The organism is Clostridia bacterium (assembly GCA_017405765.1).
Taxonomy (GTDB): domain Bacteria; phylum Bacillota; class Clostridia; order Oscillospirales; family RGIG577; genus RGIG577.
On record JAFQZS010000018.1, the window covers coordinates 34030 to 53740 of the forward strand.

17 protein-coding genes are annotated in these 19711 nt (G+C 51.3%); 11 read left to right on the top strand and 6 right to left on the bottom strand.

Translation table 11 applies throughout. The features are described 5' to 3' along the window. Nucleotides 1-80: 80 nt before the first annotated feature. A complete protein-coding gene (locus tag IJG50_03655; protein MBQ3378943.1) occupies nt 81-2726 on the bottom strand; it encodes a carbohydrate-binding domain-containing protein in 2646 nt (881 codons plus the stop codon). 203 nt (nt 2727-2929) lie between these two features. Between IJG50_03655 and IJG50_03660 the strand changes: the two genes are divergently transcribed. Together IJG50_03660 and IJG50_03665 are read left to right on the top strand one after the other, a co-directional pair. Further along, complete coding sequence (locus IJG50_03660; protein MBQ3378944.1) at nt 2930-3781, top strand: aldo/keto reductase; 852 nt, start codon at nt 2930-2932, stop codon at nt 3779-3781. 91 nt (nt 3782-3872) lie between these two features. Beyond that, nucleotides 3873-5021, top strand: coding sequence for a low temperature requirement protein A (locus IJG50_03665; GenBank protein MBQ3378945.1), 1149 nt, complete (start codon nt 3873-3875; stop codon nt 5019-5021). 66 nt (nt 5022-5087) lie between these two features. Here IJG50_03665 and IJG50_03670 read toward each other — a convergent pair whose 3' ends face one another. The 5 genes from IJG50_03670 to IJG50_03690 all read right to left on the bottom strand — a co-directional run bounded on the left by IJG50_03670 (nt 5088) and on the right by IJG50_03690 (nt 10857). Beyond that, nucleotides 5088-6254 carry a cation transporter gene (locus IJG50_03670; protein MBQ3378946.1) on the bottom strand — a complete coding sequence of 389 codons (1167 nt, stop codon included), beginning with the start codon at nt 6252-6254 and terminating at the stop codon, nt 5088-5090. Between the two features lie 78 nt (nt 6255-6332). After that, nucleotides 6333-6974, bottom strand: a complete 642-nt coding sequence (locus tag IJG50_03675) for a redox-sensing transcriptional repressor Rex (GenBank protein ID MBQ3378947.1) — start codon at nt 6972-6974, stop codon at nt 6333-6335. A 24-nt stretch (nt 6975-6998) separates the two neighbouring features. Continuing rightward, on the bottom strand, nt 6999-8162 hold the full coding sequence (locus IJG50_03680; GenBank protein ID MBQ3378948.1) for an isocitrate/isopropylmalate dehydrogenase family protein: 1164 nt from the start codon (nt 8160-8162) through the stop codon (nt 6999-7001). Between the two features lie 35 nt (nt 8163-8197). Next, nucleotides 8198-10147 (bottom strand): aconitate hydratase, encoded by a 1950-nt coding sequence (locus tag IJG50_03685; GenBank protein ID MBQ3378949.1) that lies wholly within the window; start codon nt 10145-10147, stop codon nt 8198-8200. Nucleotides 10148-10233: 86 nt separating this feature from the next. After that, nucleotides 10234-10857 carry a flavin reductase family protein gene (locus tag IJG50_03690; GenBank protein MBQ3378950.1) on the bottom strand — a complete coding sequence of 208 codons (624 nt, stop codon included), beginning with the start codon at nt 10855-10857 and terminating at the stop codon, nt 10234-10236. 250 nt (nt 10858-11107) lie between these two features. On the opposite strand from IJG50_03690, the gene IJG50_03695 reads away from it, so the two are divergent. The 9 genes from IJG50_03695 to IJG50_03735 all read left to right on the top strand — a co-directional run bounded on the left by IJG50_03695 (nt 11108) and on the right by IJG50_03735 (nt 19699). Next, nucleotides 11108-12091 (top strand): ABC transporter ATP-binding protein, encoded by a 984-nt coding sequence (locus tag IJG50_03695; GenBank protein ID MBQ3378951.1) that lies wholly within the window; start codon nt 11108-11110, stop codon nt 12089-12091. After that, nucleotides 12088-13062 (top strand): ATP-binding cassette domain-containing protein, encoded by a 975-nt coding sequence (locus IJG50_03700; protein MBQ3378952.1) that lies wholly within the window; start codon nt 12088-12090, stop codon nt 13060-13062. Before IJG50_03695 ends, IJG50_03700 begins: the two co-directional genes overlap by 4 nt. A 47-nt stretch (nt 13063-13109) precedes the next feature. Continuing rightward, entirely contained in the window at nt 13110-14753 is a 1644-nt protein-coding gene (locus IJG50_03705) for an ABC transporter substrate-binding protein (protein ID MBQ3378953.1), read from the top strand. 185 nt (nt 14754-14938) lie between these two features. After that, nucleotides 14939-15919, top strand: a complete 981-nt coding sequence (locus tag IJG50_03710) for an ABC transporter permease (protein ID MBQ3378954.1) — start codon at nt 14939-14941, stop codon at nt 15917-15919. Between the two features lie 40 nt (nt 15920-15959). Beyond that, nucleotides 15960-16796 (top strand): ABC transporter permease, encoded by an 837-nt coding sequence (locus tag IJG50_03715; protein ID MBQ3378955.1) that lies wholly within the window; start codon nt 15960-15962, stop codon nt 16794-16796. Between the two features lie 94 nt (nt 16797-16890). Next, nucleotides 16891-17220: a cupin domain-containing protein gene (locus IJG50_03720; GenBank protein MBQ3378956.1), complete on the top strand. Its 330-nt coding sequence runs from the start codon at nt 16891-16893 to the stop codon at nt 17218-17220. 1 nt (nt 17221) lies between these two features. Further along, nucleotides 17222-18271, top strand: a complete 1050-nt coding sequence (locus tag IJG50_03725) for an aminopeptidase P family protein (protein ID MBQ3378957.1) — start codon at nt 17222-17224, stop codon at nt 18269-18271. 55 nt (nt 18272-18326) lie between these two features. Next, nucleotides 18327-18788: a thioredoxin-dependent thiol peroxidase gene (gene bcp, locus IJG50_03730; protein ID MBQ3378958.1), complete on the top strand. Its 462-nt coding sequence runs from the start codon at nt 18327-18329 to the stop codon at nt 18786-18788. 215 nt (nt 18789-19003) lie between these two features. Beyond that, a complete protein-coding gene (locus IJG50_03735) occupies nt 19004-19699 on the top strand; it encodes a response regulator transcription factor (protein ID MBQ3378959.1) in 696 nt (231 codons plus the stop codon). Nucleotides 19700-19711: the final 12 nt, after the last annotated feature.

Sequence of the window (19711 nt, forward strand, 5' to 3'; positions counted from 1 at the left end):
TGATTTTATCACGCGGCAGGCAGATACATCAATAGAGAAGCCGCAAAGTCACAAAGGACTTTGCGGCTTTTTTGGAAAAATTATGCTATTGCGTTAAATGCGCGGTAAGTTATCGCTATTGCTTCCTCATCCGTCACGGAAGTGTCGGGGTCGAATACGCCGTCCCCACGTCCGTTTATTATGTGATTATGTACGGCCCATCCGAGCTCGCCGTTTACCCAGTGACCGCCTACGTCGCCGAACTCGTGACTATAGCCCTTCGTCTCAATGCCCATTACGTTCGCGGTGCGGTTCAAGATCGCGGTTATCTCCGCGCGCTTAAGCTCGCCGTTCGGGTCGAACGTGCGGTTCCCGCGTCCGTTTATGATGCCGAGCGCATTGGCCGCCAGCACGTTTCGGTCGTTCGTGTCCGAAAATGCGCCTTCGTTTATCTTTACGCCCTTATCTTCAAGGAAGGAGTCGATATCCTCTCCGCTCGCCTTTTCGATAAGCTTTACAAACATCTGTGCTGCCTCGCCGCGCGTAAGCTTGTTCTGATAACCGCGCTGCAGGTCGTTCGGCACGAGTCCCTTTTCGATCGCAGAGTTTATTTCGGGTTTCGCCCAATCGGACGGAGCGTCCGGTTTTCCGGCGTCGGAAGAAACGCCGCTTTTTGCAGACTGACCGCCTGCGGACGAGCCGCCGCCCTGCTGAGGCTGGTTGCCCTGCTGAGGCTGGTTGCCCTGCATGGGCTGACCGCCCATACCGCCGATCGAACCGTTTCCGCTTACGGCCTCAGACGAAGCCGCTTCGCTGTCGTTTACGTAAAGCGTATAAGTTTCACCTTCCGTAAGCTCGTCGGACGCGAATACCACGCTGTTCGCGTTTTTGGGCGCCGTTGCCGTGTAGAGCGTATTGCCGGAGGCGTCCTTTATAACGAGCTTGCTGCCCGCCGTAACTGATACGGCGCTTCCCGACTGGACGTTCGCGCCGCCCGGCATAGACTGACCTTTCATGCCGCCCTGCATGGGCTGGCCGTCGCGCTGATCCATAGCGCCCATATTGCCGCGTGCAAAGAATGCGTCGTTTATTTCGATCGCTTCGCTCGTCTCGTCAATACCGAAAAGCTCGGGAGTCATGCCGCCCTGTTCGGAAGGCATACTGTTCATACCGCCCTGCATCGGCCGGCCGCTCATATCGCCCTGCATCGGCCGGCCGCTCATATCGCCCTGCATCGGCCGGCCGCTCATATCGCCCTGCATCGGCTGGCCGTTCATGCTGCCCTGCATCGGCTGGCCGCTCATACCGCCCTGCATCGGCTGGCCGCTCATATCGCCCTGCATCGGCTGGCCGCTCATATCGCCCTGCATGGGTTGGCCGCTCATATCGCCCTGCATGGGTTGGCCGCTCATATCGCCCTGCATGGGTTGGCCGCTCATATCGCCCTGCATGGGTTGGCCGCTCATATCGCCCTGCATCGGCTGGCCGCTCATATCGCCCTGTCCGGGCTGCATGCCCATGCCCGCGCCGACTGCGCCAAACGATACATAAGTGCCTTTACTTACCGTTTCCGCCATGCCGGACATTCCGACTGCCAAAAGAGTGCCGTCGTTCACTATGATGCCCGTCTGCGAATCAAGCGCGCCGTTGCCGTTGTTGGTCGAGCCGAAGACCTCGGTCGTGCCGCCGTTCACGGTTATTGTGCCGTTCGAGTCAAGGCCGTCGCCGCCTGCATCGATATACCAGTTTCCGCCGTTTATCGTAAGCGCAAAGGCGTAATTCGTAAAGTCGCCGTTCGCGGCGTTCACGCCGTCGTCGGAGGCATTGACCTTGCCTTGTCCGCCGTTTAAATTAACTGTCGCGCCTTCTATGCCCTCGTAGCATTTCTCAACGGTAACGTCGCCGCCGTCGATCGTAAGGTCGTATTCGGCCTTCAGCGCGTCGTCGCCCGCCGAAAGAGCAAGCGTTCCACCGGAAATATAAAGATTTCCGTCGGCGTGTATCGCGTCGTCCGCCGCGTCAACGTCTATCGTGCCGCCGTTTATCGAAATATCGCCCGCCGAATCTGCGTCATCGTCGTCGGGGCTTGCCTTAATGCCTTCGTTTCCTGCCGTTATATCGAGCGAGCCTCCGTTTATAATTACCTTATTGTCGCTTGCAAGGCCGTGATTTTCGGCGCTTATGTTGATATCGCCGCTTTCAACGCTTATCGTTGAAAGCGCAGCGCCCTTTATGCCGTTCTTGCAGTTTCCGTAGACATTCAGCGTACCGTTTCCGTCAAGGGTCAGCGATGCGCCCGACTTTACCTTGATAGCCGCGCCCTCGAAATCGTCGCTTTCCTCGTTTGCTATGTCCTCGCTGTTCGTAAGATTGACGGTGCCCGACGTGTAGATCGTAACGTCGTTTGATTTGCCGCATACTATCGGAGCCGTATCGTCGCTTTCAAGCGTCAGGTCCTTAAGTATGAGCGTAACGTCGCCCGTTTCCTTTTTGACGGTCACATTTCCGTCCGAACATGTGCCCGTCACGGTATATACGCCGCTTTCGTTTATAGTAAGCGACGTTCCGCTTATCTTATAGCCGCTTTGCTGTCCCGACGCCGCAACTCCGCTTTGCGAGAACGTGAACGTAACGTCGCTTGCCCCAGGCGCGCTTGCCGCCATTGCCGACAGAGGGAGCGAGCAGGCCAGCATAGCCGTAGTTACCGCCGCCGCCATTACTCTGTTTTTCATACGTTTGTTTTTCATTTGTTATACCTCCTTAGAATATACGGTCTAACCGCTTGAAAACGCGGTCTTTTTTTCCTTACGCTATATAATTCGTAAGACGCGGCGAAAATTTTGGGGTCGGACGAAAAAATTTTTAGCGTTTTTCAAAATCACACGCGGCTATTGTAAAAAATTCAAAAATATATTAAAATTTAATAAAAAAATATAACGGAGGCGTCACTATGGAATTTGTTTCTTTGAAGAACGGCGTTAAAATGCCGATTTTGGGCTTCGGCGTATATCAGGTGTCCGATCTTGACGAGTGCGAACGCTCGGTGTCGTGGGCTATCTCTGCGGGATACCGGCTCATCGATACGGCGGCTATATATAAAAACGAAGAAGCCGTGGGGCGCGCGATAAAGAAGAGCGGCGTGCCGCGCGACGAGCTTTTTATAACTACGAAGGTATGGATACAGGACGCGGGCGAAAAGGCGGCTGCGGCAGCTTACGATGCCTCCCTTAAAAAGTTGGGGCTCGATTACGTCGATCTTTATCTTATACATCAGCCGTTCGGCGATTATTACGGCTCGTGGCGCGCCATGGAAAAGCTGTACCGCGACGGCCGCGTAAAAGCGATAGGCGTAAGCAACTTCAACGACGCGCGTCTCGTCGATATCGCCATGAATGCCGACACGATCCCCCACGTAAATCAAGTCGAGACTCACCCCTTCTTCCAGCAGAATACGCTTCGCGAGGCGATGGACGAGTTCGGCGTTCGTCACGAGGCGTGGGGCCCGCTTGCGGAGGCGAAGTTCGGCATTTTTGAGAACGAAACGCTTGTGGATATCGCAAAAAAGCATAATAAAACGGTCGCACAGGTCGTGCTTCGATGGAACGTGGACAGGGGCGTCGTTGTGATACCGAAGTCGGTGCATAAGGAGCGTATCGAGGAAAACTTCAGCGTCTGGGACTTTAAGCTCGATGCGGACGATATGGCGGCCATTGCGAAGCTTGACCGGGGACGAAGCGAGCTTGTTGACCACCAGAGCGCGAAGGTCGCAAAATATCTTATAAACTGGAAAGCTCACGATTAAGAGAATAAAAAATTATTATAAAAACGGGCTTTCGCGCCCGTTTTTACTGATTGTTAAAACTATTTATATAATTTAAAGGAGACAATCCCGCATGTCACAATTTATCGGCAGCGCGAACGATGAAAAAAAGGTGGAATATATCGAGCTTATCTTCGACCTCATCTTTGTATACATAGTCGGGCGCAACAACTCTCTGCTCCACAGCGTGGAAAACGGCTTTATAAGCGCAGATATATATCTTACATATATACTTACTACGCTTATCGCGCTTCATATTTGGTATTTTACAACGATCTTCATAAACCGGCACGGGTCCGGCGGCGCAGCAGAATATATAGGCCTGTTCATAACCATGTATCTTCTCTATTATATGGCCGACGGCACGCGCGTAGACTGGCAGGACTACTATGTTCGCTACAATACGGCGTGGGCTCTTATCATGCTGAATCTTGCCGTCCAGTATATGATCAAGTTAAAAAAGAACGGCGGCCTTCGCCCATGGGAGGACGCTCAGATAAAAAAAGACATACGAAATCTGATTATCGAGGCGGCTGTCATATTTGCGTCTATACCGCTGTTTTTTGCGATCAAGATACCGCTTTCTCCCGTGGCCATGATCTTCGGCGTTGCGGCCGCCGCAATGACAAGACGCGCAAACCTGCTGCGTCCCATGGATTTTTCGCACCTTACCGAGCGCGTCATGCTTTATGTTGTATTTTCCTTCGGTGAAATGATAATCGGCATATCGGGATATTTTGAGGGCGGTATAAACTTAAACAACATATATTTTTCAACTATGAGCTTTCTCATCGTTACCGGCCTGTTTTTAAGCTACGGTTTTGTTTACGACCATCTTATTGACCGTGAAAAGAGAACGAGCGGCTCGGGATATATGATAATACATGTTTTTCTTATCACTGCGCTCAACAATCTTACTGTCGCGCTTGAATTTATGCGCGAGCCGCAGATAAGCGCGATGCCTAAGAATATTTTTCTTGTCGCATCATTCCTCGTGTATTTCATGTTTCTCTTCCTTTTGGAGAATTACTCAAAAGAAGAGCTTCGCGCCTCGGGAAAGTTCTACATTAAGCTTATCGTGTCGGCAGCCGCATTTACGGCGCTGATGGCGCTGTTTTATCAAAGCGGCAGAATAAGCATAGCCGTTACCGTGGCGTTCGTATTCTCTGTATATGTTATCTTAAGACTTTTTGAAAAAAACAAAAAAGCTGCCGTTATATAAAAAATGCGCCTAAGGCCTTAAAGCTTTAGGCGCGGCTTTCTTTAGAATATCTATCCCAAAAAACGCTTACGTATATGAATGCTCCGCATGTACTTTTGCCCGGCAGGAGGGGTCCTTTTCACTCACCGCCTCGTCTATTCTCCGTTCAAGCTCTGCGGGCGACGTTTTAAAACCGTATGGCATAACAACGTCGAACACAAGACGCGTGTACGCCGTCGTTCTAACGACACGGAAATCATGTATCGTAAGCCTTTCGTCTATCTGCGAAACTATCCTTTCCGCCTCGTCTTTTTTCTCTTTTGTAAATTTATCGTCAGTAACTATGGGGTCCATGTGTATCGTGGCCTCAAGGCCGTATTTTTCCCTGAGCCTAAGCTCCAGCGCGTCGATCGCCTCGTGAAGCTTTAAAATGTCGCCGTCACACGCCACCTCTGCGTGAAAAGATATCATCACGTTGCCCGGTCCGTAGTTGTGCACAACAAGGTCGTGTATTCCGAGTATTTCGGGAAAAGACTCTGCCTCCGCCTTTATGTCTCTTACGAAGCTTTCGTCGGGCGGCGCGCCTATTATTGAGCTTACGTTCTCGCGCGCCGTGTTGAATCCGGTAAAAAGTATGAACGCCGCAACGGCGATCCCGAGATATCCGTCTACCGGTACGCCCGCATGATATCCTATAGCAGAGCCGATAAGCACCGCAGCCGTTGCCGCGGCGTCGGAGAGAGCATCGGCCGCAGCCGTTTTCATCGCGCCCGAATTTATGCGCGCGCCGAGCTTCTTATTAAATACATACATCCAGAGCTTCAACAGAATAGAAACGGCAAGTATTACTGCAGTCGCCGTGCCAAAATGCACATTTGCGGGATGCATTATCTTTTCCCACGAAGTTTTGATAAACTCCACGCCGAGAAGCATTATCGCAAGCGAGATAATAAACCCGCTTATATATTCTATCCTTCCGTGACCGAACGGATGCGCCTTGTCTGCCGGCGCGGCCGACAGCTTAAAGCCCGCGAGCATTACAACGGACGAGCCCGCGTCGGACAGATTGTTGAAGGCGTCGGCCGTTATGGCCACAGACGCGGATAAGATACCCAAAATGAGCTTTGCCGCAAACAGCAGTACATTTAAGATTATGCCGCTGACGCCCGAGAGCGCGCCGTATTTGCCGCGCACAAAAGGATCGTTTATATCGTTGGCGTTTTTTATGAATCGTTTTATCAAAAATTCAGTCATAACCGCCTCCATATACAAAGCGACGCAGATATTCCGCGTCGCCGGTGTTTATCATATTATATTCCCGTTTTTTCTGCTTTATTCGACTTTTTTGCTTTCAGCCACACGATATGAAAGCGTCATAAGGCTGTCGCTGAGATGCACGTTTTCCACTATCATTCCGGGCACTTCGATATCCTCGTTCGAAAAATTCCAGATAGCCTTTATGCCCAGACTGTCGAGCTTGCTTATCATCGGCGCCGTAACAGATTTCGGCAGCGTAAGTATTGCAATATCGATGTTCATCGAGCTTGCAAAGTCGTCAAGGCTGTCTATGGGAAAAACCTCCACATTGCCTATGGTCTTGCCGATTATCTTTGGATTTATGTCAAAAATGCGCACGAGATTAAAGCCCATGGGCTTCATGTCCATATTCGCGCCCAGAGCGTGTCCCAGATTGCCCGCTCCTATCATGATCGCGTTTTTCTCCACATCCAGCCCCAAAATAGAGCCTATCTTATCATGGAGCAGCACAACATTATAGCCATAGCCCTGCTGACCGAAGCCGCCGAAGCAGTTGAGATCCTGGCGTATCTGAGACGCAGTCGTACCCATGCGGCGACCAAGCTCGGTTGAAGATATTTTCGTAACGCCCTTTTGCATGAGCTCCTCCAGATATCTGTAATATCTGGGAAGGCGCCTGATTACGAGCGTAGATACAGGCTTCTTTTCCATTAACATCACCTCTTTTATTTTAAAAAGGGATCATAACTTGTTTATCGTTTCCATAACGTAATCGGAGAATTCCTCACAGGTCGCGCCTGTGTCGCGTCCCGTCATAACGAGCCTCTTTTCCTCATACATGCATATGTCGAGCGCACGCTCAAGACGTGCCGCCCTGTCGTTGTATCCTATGTGATTTAATAACATCACTGCCGCGCGTAAAACGGAACAGGGGTCGGCGTATTTCTCGCGTCCTTCTTTTACCATACGCGGAGCCGAGCCGTGTATCGCCTCGAACATGGCGTATCTTTTTCCTATATTCGCGCTGCCTGCGGTGCCTACGCCGCCCTGAAATTCCGCCGCCTCGTCGGTTATGATATCGCCGTAGAGGTTAGGCAGTATGAACACCCGAAAGTCGCGGCGGCGCTTTTCGTCGACAAGCTTCGCCGTCATGATGTCTATGTACCAGTCGTCTGTTTCGATCTCGGGATAATCGAGAGCCACTTTTCGGCAAAGATCAAGAAACTTGCCGTCGGTCGTCTTTATTACATTGGCCTTTGTAACTATGGACACGCGCGATTTGTTGTTGTTCTTCGCAAACTCATATGCAAGACGCGCTATCCTCTCTGTACCCTCCGTCGTAGTGACGACAAAGTCTATCGCCAGATCGTCGTTTACATGTACGCCCTTAGAGCCTACGGCATACGCTCCCTCCGTGTTCTCTCTGAAGAACGTCCAGTCTATCCCCTTGTCGGGCACCTTAACGGGACGCACGTTAGCAAACAGGTCAAGCGCCTTCCTCATAGCTACGTTGGCGCTTTCGATATTGGGCCATTCGTCGCCCTTGCGCGGAGTAGTGGTGGGTCCTTTTAATATAACGTGGCATTTTTTAAGCTCCGAGAGCACTTCGTCCGGCAGCGCCTGATTTTTTGCCGCGCGGTTTTCGATGGTGCAGCCCTCTATATCGCGTATCTCCACCTTGCCGGCCGCGATCTCGTTCTTTAAAAGATACTCAAGCACTCTGCGCGCCTGATGCGTTATCGCGGGGCCTATGCCGTCGCCTCCCACAACGCCGATTATGAGCGTGTCCAGCGCCGAATAATCAAGAAAGTCGCCCGCTGCGTTGATCTCGTCAACGCGCTTTAACTGTTCTCTTAAAAGCGCTTCAAATTTTTCGGTGGCAGCCTTGATCTGTTGATTTGTCATTTTATCTCTCCTGATGTATAAATTGCATTTGTTTTTTACTGCTGTTTCGCATAGTTCAGCGCGCCTCCGGCCAAGATCATCGCACGCTGACGCTCCGAAAGCTCGCACTCTGCCGTGAATTCAAACGCCTGAGTCTCGTTTATAACGGTAATAGGTTCGCCGTTTTCTATCTCATAGCGCACATTAGGCATTGAAAGCGCATCGCCTTCTTCGATTTTATCATAAATATCGGGATTTGTAAATGTCAAAGGAAGTATGCCCGAATTTATAAGATTTGCACAATGGATACGCGCAAAGCTTTTTGCGATAACGGCCTTGACGCCGAGATACAGCGGAACGAGCGCCGCATGCTCGCGCGAGGAGCCCTGTCCGTAATTTGCGCCGCCTAAGATAAAGCCGCCGCCCGCCTTTTTCGCCCTTGCGGAGAAGGTGGGGTCGATCACCTCGAAGCAGAAGGTGCTCAGATACGGTATATTAGAGCGGTACGGCAGTATTTTTGCGCCGGCCGGCATGATGTGGTCCGTCGTTATGTTGTCGCCCGTTTTTAAAAGTACGGCGCCGTTGTCTATAGATTCGGGCAGCGCGGTGTTTAAGGGGAACGGCTTAATGTTGGGGCCCAATATAACCTCTACGGAATCGGCCTCTTCTTCGCTTGCGGGCGGGATTATCATATTGTCGTTCACGGCGAACTTATCGGGCATATCCACGCCGCGCACGGATATCGATTTTGAAAGCTCCCTGGGGTCGCAAAGGTAACCCATAAGTGCGGTAGCCGCCGCCGTCTCCGGGCTTACAAGATAGACCTGGGCGTCCTTCGTTCCGCTTCTTCCCTCAAAGTTACGGTTGAACGTGCGCACCGATACGCCGCCGGAATTCGGCGAAAATCCCATGCCTATGCAGGGACCGCAGGCGCATTCGAGCACGCGCGCGCCCGCGTCTATGATGTCTGAGAGCGCGCCGTTTTTTGCAAGCATATTGAGCACCTGCTTCGAGCCGGGCGAAACGGAAAGCGAAATGTTCGGCGCTATCGTGCGTCCCTTCAGCATACGCGCCACAGTCATAAGGTCTGTAAACGATGAGTTTGTACACGAGCCTATGCAAACCTGATCGACGTGTATTTTGCCGATCTCCGAAACCTGCTTAACAGCATCGGGACTGTGGGGCATTGCCGCCTGAGGCGCCAGATCGGAAAGATTTATCTCTATAACTTCGTCATACTCTGCATCGGGGTCGGCAAAGATGGGAACATAGTCCGCCTCGCGGCCCTGCGCCTTTAAGAACTGATGCGTCGATTCGTCGCTCGGGAATATCGACGTCGTAGCGCCCAGCTCCGCGCCCATATTCGTTATCGTTGCTCTCTGGGGCACGGTGAGCGTGCGCGCGCCCGGTCCGCCGTATTCTATGATCCTGCCTACGCCGCCCTTTACGGAAAGAATGCGTAAAACTTCTAAAATAACGTCCTTTGCGCTTACGAATTTTTTAAGCTCTCCCGTGAGCTTTATAAGCGTTATCTTGGGCATCGTGATGTAATATGCGCCGCCTGCCATCGCAACGGCCACGTCGAGGCCGCCCGCGCCCATTGCGAGCATACATATGCCGCCGCCGGTGGGCGTGTGCGAATCGCTGCCCAAAAGCGTTTTGCCGGGCTTTCCAAAGCGCTCAAGATGCACCTGATGGCATATGCCGTTGCCCGGACGAGAAAAGTATATGCCGTGCTTTTTTGTAACGCTCTGCATATAGCGGTGATCGTCTGCATTTTCAAAGCCCGACTGGAGCGTATTGTGGTCGATATACGCCACGGAAAGCTCTGTCTTTACACGCGGCGTATCCATCGCCTGAAACTGTAAGTACGCCATTGTGCCCGTCGCGTCCTGAGTAAGCGTCTGATCTATTCTCAAAGCTATCTGCTCTCCGGGTATCATCTCTCCCGAAACGAGGTGCGCCGAAATTATTTTTTCAGCAAGATTTTGCGGTTTGCCTCCCATATTTATACCCTCCGTTCGCACTTATTTGCAAAAGTATGTTTATGATTTCATTTATATGATTATTGTATAATTATTACTTCAATCTGTCAACGTCCGTGTCTGCGCGCTTTTGCTTCTTTTTTTCTTACACTGAAGCCGAAGCGGCCGCGCCCCCTGCCCAAATCGAAGTATTCGCCGTGAGCGTACGCCATAAGTCCCATGCTCTCCATATGAAGGCGGCCGCTTTTGTCGATGAAGCGCTCCTTTACGTTAACGGACTCTATCTCTGCGATAAACATATCGTGGCTTCCCAGTCGCTCCACTTTTTTCACACGGCATTCCAGCGCCAGCGGGCTTTCCGATATTATGGGACAATCTATCGAAAGAGCGGGCTCTGTATGGAGACCGGCTTCCTTTAATTTATCCGTATCGCGTCCGCTTTTTACTCCGCAGAGATCTACGGCGCGCGCCATAGCCGCCGTGGTAAGATTTACGGCAAATACTCCCGCCTGCATGATAAGACCGTGAGAATAGCGTTCGGGGCGCACGGATATATACGTCATTGCCGGATCGGAGCATATTATGCCCGTCCAGCCTATGGTAAGCGCGTTAGGCCTGTCAAGACTGCCGCATGATACAAGCGCGGCCGGTACGGGGGCTAAGAGAGTGCCTGCGGGCCATAATACCCTTTTGTCGTCGTTCAAAAACAACGCCCTCCTTTTTATGAGCATTTCATATTTTTTATATTATATCACATTACAATATTGCGCGCATCAAGAGAAAACGGTATATTTTTGTGTGCGTGTACGTCCTCCTCCCCCCCCCGCCTGCACCTTGGTTCTTTGAACAAAAGGAAAACGCAAAATATTTTTCCGTATTAAAGTGTAAAAATGTTTTTTTGCAAATCGCAGATAAAAAAATTGCAAAAATCACAAGAGTACGTTATAATAAAAAATATTAGTTTTTATATAAGGACATAAAATGGAAAATTTGCTTGAAATACGCGACCTTCAGGTAAGCTTCGGCGGCTCGAAAAACAAGGTCAATGTTATAAAAGGATTAAATATAGAAATAAAGCGCGGAGAAACTCTCGGCATAGTGGGCGAAAGCGGGTCCGGTAAATCGGTGACGTCGCTTGCAGTTATGGGCCTTCTGCCGCAGCATACTTCTCACGTTCGGGGCGAAATAAATTTCGAAGGCGAAAATCTGCTCGCTCTCTCTTCGCGTGCTCTCGAAAAGCTGCGCGGCAACAAGATCGCCATGATATTTCAGGAGCCGATGACCTCGTTAAACCCCATACAGACATGCGGACGCCAGATAATGGAGCCTCTCATGCTTCATATGGGCATGAAAAAGAAAGAGGCGGCGGCGCGCGCGCGCGATCTTTTAAAGCTATGCGGCATATCGGCGCCCGAGCAGCGAATGAAAGAATATCCCCATCAGATGTCGGGCGGTATGCGCCAGCGCATAATGATAGCAATTGCACTTGCCTGCAATCCGTCTCTGCTTATAGCGGACGAGCCCACCACCGCGCTCGACGTAACGATACAGGCTCAGATACTTGAGCTTATGAAGGAACTGAAAAGTAAAATAAACATGAGCATCATGATGATAACGCACGACCTCGGCATCGTTGCCGATTCGTGCGACCGCGTCGTTATAATGTACGCAGGTCAGATAGTCGAAAGCGCGCCCACGGCCGAGCTGTTTGCCGATCCGCGTCATCCCTATACAAAGGGGCTGCTTAATGCAATACCGATGCTCGACAAAAAGAAAGAGCGCCTTGAATCAATAGACGGAATGGTGCCCGACGCGGACAAAATGCCTAAGGGCTGCCGCTTTCACCCAAGATGCTCCGCTTCCATGCCAAAATGCTCAGCGGCGGCTCCCCGTCTTACAAAATGCGGCGAAAACCGCTTTGTACGCTGCTTTTTATTCTCCGATGAAACGGAGGAAAACACATGAGTGAAGTTAAAAACAAGATACTGCTCGAAACGAAAGATTTAAAGCAATATTTCACCGTAAAAGATCCGCGGGGAAAAAAACAAAGCTTAAAAGCCGTTGACGGCGTTACCATTTCCATATCCGAGGGCGAAACGTTCGGTCTCGTCGGCGAGAGCGGCTGCGGCAAATCAACTCTCGGCAAGACCATACTCAGTCTCTATCCTCCGACCTCCGGTACGATAATGTTTGACGGAGAAGACACGACCTCCTTAAAGGGGCAGCGACTTAAAGAATTCAGAAAAAAGACGCAGATGATATTTCAGGACCCCTCGTCGTGCTTAAATCCGCGTCTCAAGGTAAGCGATATCCTCTGTGAGCCGTTTGCGATACATAATATGCTCTCGGCGCCCGAGCGCCAGGCGCGGGCAGCCGAGCTTTGCGATATGGTGGGACTGTCGCGCACTTACCTTAAACGGTATCCTCACGAGATGTCCGGCGGCCAGAAGCAGCGCGTCGGCATCGCTCGCGCGCTCGCGCTCGAGCCTAAGCTTATCGTGTGCGACGAACCTGTAAGCGCGCTCGACGTGTCGATACAGGCGCAGGTCATAAATCTGCTTTCCGACCTTCAGACGCAGTTCGACTTTACTTATCTTTTCATATCGCATAATCTGAGCGTAGTAAAGCACTGCTGTCAGCGCATAGGCGTAATGTACCTTGGGAGGATAGTCGAGCTTGCTCCCTCGGATAAAATATACGACGGCGCGCTGCATCCCTACACACGCGCTCTCATTTCGGCAATACCCATACCCGACCCCGCTCTTTTGCGCGAAAGAAAGATACTTTCTGGCGATATACCCAGCCCCACTCAAAAGATAGAGGGCTGTCCGTTTAAGACGCGCTGTCCTAATGCGTCCGAAAAATGCAAAAGCGAGGCGCCGAAGCTTAAAGAATATGCGCCCGGGCACTTTGTTTCATGTCATTTATACGGCTGAGGCCGTGTGAATATAAAGTAAGCATAAAAAATTTTGGAGGGAAAAATATGAACAAAAAAAGACTTATCTGTCTCATTCTGTCATGTCTTCTCGTCGTATGCTTCTTTGCAGGCTGCAGCAATAACAGCGGCAGCAGCGACAGCAGCGACGCCGCAGACACAAGCGCGGAAGCGGCGACGGATAACACCGTAGTAATCGGTCTTGCGTCCGACTTAAAGACGCTCGACCCCGGCCACATGTACGAGATCTTCGGCAACATGATCTGCTATGCTACATACGATATGCTGTTTAGGATCTCGGGCGACAATCTTTCGGATCCCCAGCCCTCGGTAGCTACCGAAGACTGGAGCCTCGATGAAACGAGAACGGTATATACCCTGCCTTTAAGACAGGACGTATACTTCACGAGCGGCAATCAGCTCACCGCAAAGGACGTAATATTTACCATAAACAGAGTAAAGAACTTAAAGTCCAACAATACGCCCAATGCAGAGGGCGTAGTTTCCGTTGAAGCGCCCGACGACTTTACTGTTGTTATAACGCTTGACAAGCCCGACGCATCCTTCCTTACGAAGCTTGCTTCAAACGCCTTCGCAGTTCTTGACAGCGAGGTCGTAAAGGAGCACGGCGGCACCGACGCGGAAGACGCCGCTTCCACGGACAGCGCTCGCACCTGGCTCGATGCAAATTCGGCCGGCAGCGGCCCCTACATCTTAGAGAGCTGGACTCAGGGCGTTGAGATAGTATTAAAGAAAAACCCGAACTATTGGGGCGAATGCGGCAATGTAGATACCTTTATCATAAAGGAGATACCCGATTCCAACACCCAGATCCAGATGCTTGAAAGAGGCGAAATTGATATCGCCTTCACGCTTAACGCAGACAACATCGCTCAGCTCAAGAATGAGGACGGAAGCACAAAGGACGGTATAACGATAATAAACGGCCAGACCTCGCTCATAAGCTTCCTGCTTATGAACAACGACCCCACTATCGGCGGCCCCATGGCCGATCCCAGAGTACAGCAGGCAGTACGCCTTGCAATAAACTACGAGAACCTTCTTAAGCTCTGCGGAGACGGCGCGACCTTACCGCTCTCCTATATCCCGCTCAACTTCGTGGGCGGTCTTACGAGAGACGTAAGCTACACCGACGTAGACGCGGCAAAGGCTCTTATGGCCGAGGCAGGATATGAAAACGGCTTCGATGTAGTGCTCACCACGGCTGACTACGACACCGAAGGCTTAAAGTGGCCCACCATGGCTCAGAGGATCGCATCCGACCTTGCTGAGATCGGCATAAATGTAAAGATAGAGACGGGCGAAATAGGCGTTGTTATCGACGCATACAGAGACGGCACCTGCCAGTTCCTTATAATGCACTGGAGCCCCGACTATTATGACATCAACAATCAGCTCGCATTCCTTCCCGACGCGACTGTCGGCGCACGCGCCAACTGGCATGCTGAGGGTCACGAAGATATGATAGCTCTCGGCGACCTCATCACAGGCGAGGCAGACCCCGCGCAGCGTGCTGAGTATTCGAGACAGCTTCAAGAGCTTACCGCCGAGGACAGCCCGTATGCATTCCTTCTTCAGCATCCGAAGAACTTTGCTATAGGCGACAGAGTCGACAACGTAATATACAACGACCTCGTTAAGCTCCAGCTTTCCGAAATGAACGTAAAATAATATCTTTATATCCGGCTCGCATTTGTGATACGCGCCCCGGCGCGTATCACGCCCTGCGGGCGGAAGGATCCATATTTCATAACGCGCAAAGCGGGACTTTTGCGCGCTGCGAAATATGAATCAAACACGACATTTGAAAGGAGAGGCGATCCTTGCTTCGATATATAGGACGAAGACTTTTGCTGATGGTGATACTGCTCATAGGAGTATCGCTTTTGGTATTTCTTATATCACATCTCGTTCCAAGCAGCCCCGTGGCGGCGAATTTGAGCCAGACAGCGATGAACGACCCTGCGGCCGTTGCTGCATTCGAGGCAAAATGGGGGCTTGACAAGCCGCTTTACGAACAGTATTTCATATACTTAAAAAATCTTCTGCACGGTGACTTGGGCACCTCGATACGCACGGGGCAGCCCGTTTTGGATGATCTGAAACGCTACTTCCCCGCAACGCTGGAGCTTTCCATATTTGCAATGATCATAGCCATAGTGCTGGGCATCCTCTTCGGCGTAATCTCGGCGGTGTTCCGAAACAAGCCCGCAGACCAGATACTAAGGGGCGTGTCTATATCGGGCGTATCGATACCCAGCTTCTGGTTCTCGCTTCTCGTGCTCTACGTCTTTTTCTACCGTCTCGGCTGGTTCCCCGGTCCCGGACGCATAAGCGCGCGCACGAGCGTGCCGCAGGGCGGAAGCGGTCTTTACATCTGGGATGCGCTGATAACAGGCAACTGGACCGTGTTCGGAGACGCGCTTTCGCATATAATACTGCCTGCGATAGTTTTGGGCTTCTTTACTATGGGTCTTATCACGCGCCAAACGAGAAGCAATCTTTTGGAGGTCATGAGCCAGGATTACATACGCACGGCGCGGGCGAAAGGTCTTTCCGAGCGCAAAGTAGTTTGGGGACACGCTCTAGGAAACGCTCTTATCCCCGTTATAACGGTAGCGGGCATGGGGTTTTGCAACCTCCTTGGCGGCATGGTGTTCGTTGAAAAGATATTCGCATGGCCGGGCATAGGCCAGTATGCGTACCTGTCGGCCACAACGCTCGATTTCCCTGCAATATGCGGCGTTTCGCTGCTAATCGCGCTTACATACGTTATAGTCAATCTTATAATAGACATACTGTACGGCATAATCGATCCGCGTGTAAGATACAGATAAGCGAAAGCGTTCACTCGATTTTGGAAGGATAAATACATAGATGTCAGAGATCAAGGGTATATTTGCACAGAAAAACTTCACATTCAAGCTGGGCATGGCGCTCTGCCTTATTTGGATAGTCGTGGCGTTCATCGCCCCGCTTATCGCTCCGTATAATCCGCTTGTGCAGGATATGGACGCCCGTTTCATGTCGCCGTGCTCCGATCACTTTTTCGGCACCGACAGTCTCGGACGCGACATTTTGAGCCGTGTCCTCTACGGCAGCCGCATATCCATAACGGCCGGACTTATAACCGTAGTCTTTGCCTTTGCCGTAGGCATAATCTTCGGCGCCGTTGCAGGCTACGCCGGAGGCGCGGTAGACGATATAATGATGCGTATTTCCGAAATGATAATGGCCTTTCCTCCGCTGATACTCGCGATGGTACTGGCGGCTGCGATGGGACCCAGCATCATAAATTCGGTGGTGGCCATGGCAATAATCTGGTGGCCGAACTATGCGCGTCTTGCGCGAAGCGTCGTCATATCCGTCAAGGGCAACGACTACGTCACGGCAAGTACGCTTATGGGCGCGTCAAAGGGGCGCATCCTCTTTCACGAGATCCTACCCAACTGCATAGGTCCGCTTATCGTTATGGCAACGCTCGATATAGGCAATGCGATACTGATGTTCTCGGGACTGAGCTTCTTAGGCCTCGGCGTACAGCCGCCGATACCCGAATGGGGCGCAATGGTCTCCGACGGCGTTGAGACGTTCAATTACTGGTGGATATCGGCCTTTCCAGGCATCGCCATATTTACCGTGGCAATAGGCGCAAACTTCATAGGCGACGGACTCAGGGATTATATGGACCCGAAATTAAGAAAGCAGAGATGATACTTTTCCCCGCCTCACGGCGGGGTGTGTTTTTTGAACCGCGGTTCTAAAAAATACCGTTTGTTTGAAAGCAAGGATACAAAGGAGCATACTTATGGAAATCAAAAAAATATCGGAGTTTTCCTCCACGGGCGCGCCGCTTTACGATATGCGCGTTATACTCAATAAGACGGGAAAACACGAGATCGTGAAATTCTCCGTCATAACCTTCGAGCCGCATGTCCGCGTGCCCGAAACGGGCGAGAGCGTCCACGAAGAGGACGAATACTCGTTTTTCATAGACGGCGCGCTCTATACGCAAAGCGGCGCGACGCAAGCAGACGTTTCCGCCGGCGACGTTACGCTTATACCGGCGGGCGAGCGCCACTTCTGCGAGAACCGCTCCGATGAAAAATGTACATTAGTTTGTGTGATGGTGAAATAATATGTATAAGCAAAGAATAAAAAAAGTTACCGAAAATATGCGCGCCATGGGACTTTCTCAAATAATAGTCACCGCGAGCGCGCCCGTGTATTACCTTACCGGCCAATGGGTCGATCCGCTCGAGAGAATGCTTGCGCTTTATCTTGATGATACAGGGCGCGGCGTACTCTTCGGAAATATGCTCTTTAAATTAGATCAGAGCGTTTTTCCGCAGGAAATACATACCGACAACGATGACCCCACAGCGGGCATTGCAAAAGTTCTAAAGTCCGGTACAGTCGGGATAGACAAGTTCTGGAGCGCAAAATTTTTGATATCGCTTATGGAGAAGCGTCCCGACGTGCGTCCCGTCGTTGGCAGCGCGCCCGTTGACGCGGCGCGTCTCATAAAGGACGAACGCGAGATAGAAGCGCTCGTACACGCCTCGAAAATGAATGACGAGGTGATATCGTTCGCTATAAACTCGCTTAAAGAAGGCGTGACCGAGGCTGAGCTTATGATGGATATAAACCGCGAATTTTCCGCGCGCGGCGCAGACGCGCCCACCGCTCAGATAGTCGCGTTCGGCGCGCACTGCGCCGAGGAGCATCACGAAAGCGACGCGACCGTAATAAAATCGGGCGACAGCGTGATATTCGACCTGTTTACGCCTATCTCGCGCTATTGGTGCGACATGACTCGCACAGTTTTCTTCGGCGAGCCTTCGAATAAGCAAAAGGAAGTCTACGATATAGTGAAAAGGGCTAATGCGGCGGGCATTGCCGCCGTGCGCCCCGGCGTGCCGCTTTGCGAGATAGACCGCGCGGCAAGAAAGATAATAGAAGACGCAGGCTACGGTCGGTATTTTACGCACCGTCTCGGCCACGGACTCGGACTTGACTGCCACGAGCCGCCGGATGTAAGTGAAACAAGCGCCGCCATCGCAAAAGAAGGCATGGTCTTTTCGATAGAACCGGGTATTTATCTCCCCGGCGAATTCGGCGTGCGCATTGAAGACCTCGTACTTGTTACGAAAGACGGATGCCGCGTGCTGACGGAAGCGAAGAAGTAAAACGGGGCAAATTGCATCGCCTTTAATATAAATTAAAACACAGGAGGGATACATTATGCTTGAAGCCGGAACGAAAGCGCCCGCATTCACTTTGAACGACAAGGACGGACGCGCCGTGTCGCTTGCGGATTTTGCGGGCAGAAAAGTTGTGCTGTATTTTTATCCAAAGGACAACACCTCGGGATGTACGCGCCAGGCGTGTGCGTTCGGGAGAACATATGACGAATATGAGCGCCTCGGAGCAGCCGTTATAGGCGTCAGCCGCGACAGCGAGGCCTCTCACCGAAAATTTGCCGAAAAAAACGATCTTCCCTTTATACTGCTTGCCGATCCGGAGCTTGCGGCAATAAAGGCTTACGACGTGTGGCAGGAGAAAAAGCTCTACGGCAAGGTTTCAATGGGCGTTGTTCGCACGACTTATCTTATTGACGAGTCGGGCGTCATAGAAAAAGTATGGAAAAGAGCCAAGCCCGACACGAACGCCGACGAAATACTTGCATATCTAAAAAAAGCGTAATAGGCAAATATATATCCCCGCCGATATGAACCGGCGGGGATTCTTTCTTGCTTTGAAAGCAAGAGAAGATAACTTGAAAAGGCGTTTTTAGAACGCAGTTCTAAAATACGCGCCGCGTCTTGCGGGGGAGGCGCGCATCCCCCCTGCTTGACCTGCGCGCTCACTTCATGCTAAAATAAAATACTACAGATGAACAGCTCACTGGAGGTGTCCGAATGGCATATAAAATACTCATTGTCGAGGACGAATCATATATTGTCGATATACTTGACTTCAATCTGAAAAAAGAAGGCTTTGAAACGGACGCGGCATACAACGGCCCCGATGGCCTTAAAAAAGCCTTGGGCGGCGGTTTCGATCTGATACTTTTAGACGTTATGCTTCCCGGCATGGACGGCTTTGAAGTATGCCGCCGCTTAAGAGAACAAAGCGCGACTCCCGTTATAATGCTTACTGCGCGCGAGGAAGAGTCCGACAAGGTGACGGGGCTTGAACTCGGCGCCGACGACTATATAACAAAACCCTTTTCTATAAAGGAGCTTATCGCGCGAGTAAAGGCCAATCTGCGCCGCCAGAGCCTTTCGGACAAGACGTCGCTTCAGAGCCGCACCGTTTTCGGAGATCTTATTATCGACCGCGACAATTTTGAAGTAAAAAAGCGCGGCGAGGTAGTAAACCTCACCTTGCGCGAATTTGAGCTTTTAAAGTTCCTCTCGTCTCAGCCTAAAAAGGTCTACTCCCGCGAGGAGCTTTTAAAGGAGGTCTGGGGCTACGAATACGCCGCCTCTGCCGACGACGGACGAACAGTTGACGTAATGATACGCCGTCTCAGAGAAAAAATTGAAGACAACGACAAACAGCCGCGCTATATTATTACAAAGCGCGGCGCGGGATACTATTTTGATTTTTAATAAGACTTTTAT

Coding starts and splice junctions, on each gene's coding strand:
- IJG50_03655 (MBQ3378943.1), bottom strand. CDS start 2,726: ATGAAAAACAAACGTATGAAAAACAGAGTAATGGCGGCGGCGGTAACT.
- IJG50_03660 (MBQ3378944.1), top strand. CDS start 2,930: ATGGAATTTGTTTCTTTGAAGAACGGCGTTAAAATGCCGATTTTGGGC.
- IJG50_03665 (MBQ3378945.1), top strand. CDS start 3,873: ATGTCACAATTTATCGGCAGCGCGAACGATGAAAAAAAGGTGGAATAT.
- IJG50_03670 (MBQ3378946.1), bottom strand. CDS start 6,254: ATGACTGAATTTTTGATAAAACGATTCATAAAAAACGCCAACGATATA.
- IJG50_03675 (MBQ3378947.1), bottom strand. CDS start 6,974: ATGTTAATGGAAAAGAAGCCTGTATCTACGCTCGTAATCAGGCGCCTT.
- IJG50_03680 (MBQ3378948.1), bottom strand. CDS start 8,162: ATGACAAATCAACAGATCAAGGCTGCCACCGAAAAATTTGAAGCGCTT.
- IJG50_03685 (MBQ3378949.1), bottom strand. CDS start 10,147: ATGGGAGGCAAACCGCAAAATCTTGCTGAAAAAATAATTTCGGCGCAC.
- IJG50_03690 (MBQ3378950.1), bottom strand. CDS start 10,857: ATGCTCATAAAAAGGAGGGCGTTGTTTTTGAACGACGACAAAAGGGTA.
- IJG50_03695 (MBQ3378951.1), top strand. CDS start 11,108: ATGGAAAATTTGCTTGAAATACGCGACCTTCAGGTAAGCTTCGGCGGC.
- IJG50_03700 (MBQ3378952.1), top strand. CDS start 12,088: ATGAGTGAAGTTAAAAACAAGATACTGCTCGAAACGAAAGATTTAAAG.
- IJG50_03705 (MBQ3378953.1), top strand. CDS start 13,110: ATGAACAAAAAAAGACTTATCTGTCTCATTCTGTCATGTCTTCTCGTC.
- IJG50_03710 (MBQ3378954.1), top strand. CDS start 14,939: ATGGTGATACTGCTCATAGGAGTATCGCTTTTGGTATTTCTTATATCA.
- IJG50_03715 (MBQ3378955.1), top strand. CDS start 15,960: ATGTCAGAGATCAAGGGTATATTTGCACAGAAAAACTTCACATTCAAG.
- IJG50_03720 (MBQ3378956.1), top strand. CDS start 16,891: ATGGAAATCAAAAAAATATCGGAGTTTTCCTCCACGGGCGCGCCGCTT.
- IJG50_03725 (MBQ3378957.1), top strand. CDS start 17,222: ATGTATAAGCAAAGAATAAAAAAAGTTACCGAAAATATGCGCGCCATG.
- bcp (MBQ3378958.1), top strand. CDS start 18,327: ATGCTTGAAGCCGGAACGAAAGCGCCCGCATTCACTTTGAACGACAAG.
- IJG50_03735 (MBQ3378959.1), top strand. CDS start 19,004: ATGGCATATAAAATACTCATTGTCGAGGACGAATCATATATTGTCGAT.